The following is a 1,402-nucleotide window of genomic DNA, read 5'->3' as shown; positions in this document are numbered from 1 at the left end:
TTGACGAGAAGGTGCTGGAAACGTGGCGTGGAAATCGCAAGCGCGCCAGTGCCTTGCTCTACAGGAGGAATTATTATACGTACCTATAGTAGGGGATGTATTTGATTTAAGGACTTTAGAAAATCAATGGGGAACTCCAGTAGTCCGGTAATGCGGTTATGGATAGGGCAGGTGTCTTAAATTGACAAATTGACTCCGTCCCCCAACACAACGGCTCTACAATGTGAGGAAGGATTGCATGACACGCATGGAAAAATTATGTTTGCTAATGGGTGGTATAGCAAGCATCCTAATCGCTGTTCTACATATTGTTATCATTGCCAAAGGTCCTGAATGGTATAGGCTTTTTGGAGCCGGGGAGCAAATGGCCCGCATGGCAGAGCAAGGTTCATGGATACCAGGCTTACTTACTTTGATGATTGTGCTGGTGTTTCTAATCTGGGGGCTATATGCTTTTTCTGGCGCGGGATTAATTAAGCCGCTGCCTTTGCTAAGACTAGGATTGATAACCATCGCTTCAATATATCTTGTTCGAGGCTTGGTTATTATACCTTTCTACCTTTTCAAACCCGGCCAGATTGATCGGTTGATTATCTGGAGTTCGGCTGTGAGTCTATTAATTGGAAGTTTTTATGTATTCGGAATTGTAAAAAGAAGAACTAGAGGCGTGTGATGATAGGGTCGAGTAGCCTAGGGGTGAGATTCCCCTGGGCTACTCGACTCAAGTAAGGCTTTTGACGGTCAGGGTTCAATATACTTAACCGCTTTAACCAAAACCATTAAACCGATTCCACTTCCGGCCAGATTAATAATAATTATAGCATCCGCGCCTAATTTCCTGGCTCTTTCCACACACTGGTCAATCCCTCTCAGGAAAGATCCTCCGCCGTTTTCTTCCAACAAACAAATATCCTTATATTTTTTAGTTATTTTCCTGTCTGATGTATAAACATCAATACCTTCGTAAGGCAATTTTACCGAAGCTTTGTAAGCATAGCCTGTTGTTGCCAAACCTGAAAGCATTGCTATACAAACTATTCCTCTAAATAATTTTTTCATAAATATTCTCCTAAAAAAAAATTGAAAATTCCCGACTTCGCTGAACCAATAATCCTTCATACTTTTTTCAAACTTTTATTCGCCCGCGCACCCCCTTTGCTCTCAAATAATCAAACCTACTGTAAATTTGTGTGTTCTGTGGCCAAGATTTAAATAATACAACTTTTTTGCTTTTTATCAATTTATTTGTGTGATCGGTGCTGGAGTTAACTTATTAACTTGTGTTGGTAGTGCGGGAAATAGTTCGGGGATAAGCGTCATTGATTTTGTAGGGGCGCAAGCTATTGCGCCCCTATCTATGGGTAATGTCAACCCCCAATATATTTAAGTCATGCAGTGGAGG

The 1,402-nt window shown here is 41.4% G+C and carries 2 protein-coding genes; one reads left to right on the top strand and one right to left on the bottom strand.

Going from position 1 to position 1,402, the window contains the following annotated elements; all coding sequences use genetic code 11:
- Positions 1-247: 247 nt before the first annotated feature.
- Positions 248-673: a hypothetical protein gene (locus K8S19_13490; protein MCD4814691.1), complete on the top strand. Its 426-nt coding sequence runs from the start codon at positions 248-250 to the stop codon at positions 671-673.
- Positions 674-741: 68 nt separating this feature from the next.
- Here K8S19_13490 and K8S19_13485 read toward each other — a convergent pair whose 3' ends face one another.
- Positions 742-1,059, bottom strand: a complete 318-nt coding sequence (locus K8S19_13485) for a hypothetical protein (GenBank protein MCD4814690.1) — start codon at positions 1,057-1,059, stop codon at positions 742-744.
- Between the last annotated feature and the right edge of the window lie 343 nt (positions 1,060-1,402).

This window comes from bacterium (assembly GCA_021108215.1).
In the GTDB taxonomy this organism is placed as follows: domain Bacteria; phylum Oederibacteriota; class JAAXVQ01; order JAAXVQ01; family JAUVAV01; genus JAIORK01.
This window is presented reverse-complemented; position numbering and strand designations above follow the sequence as displayed.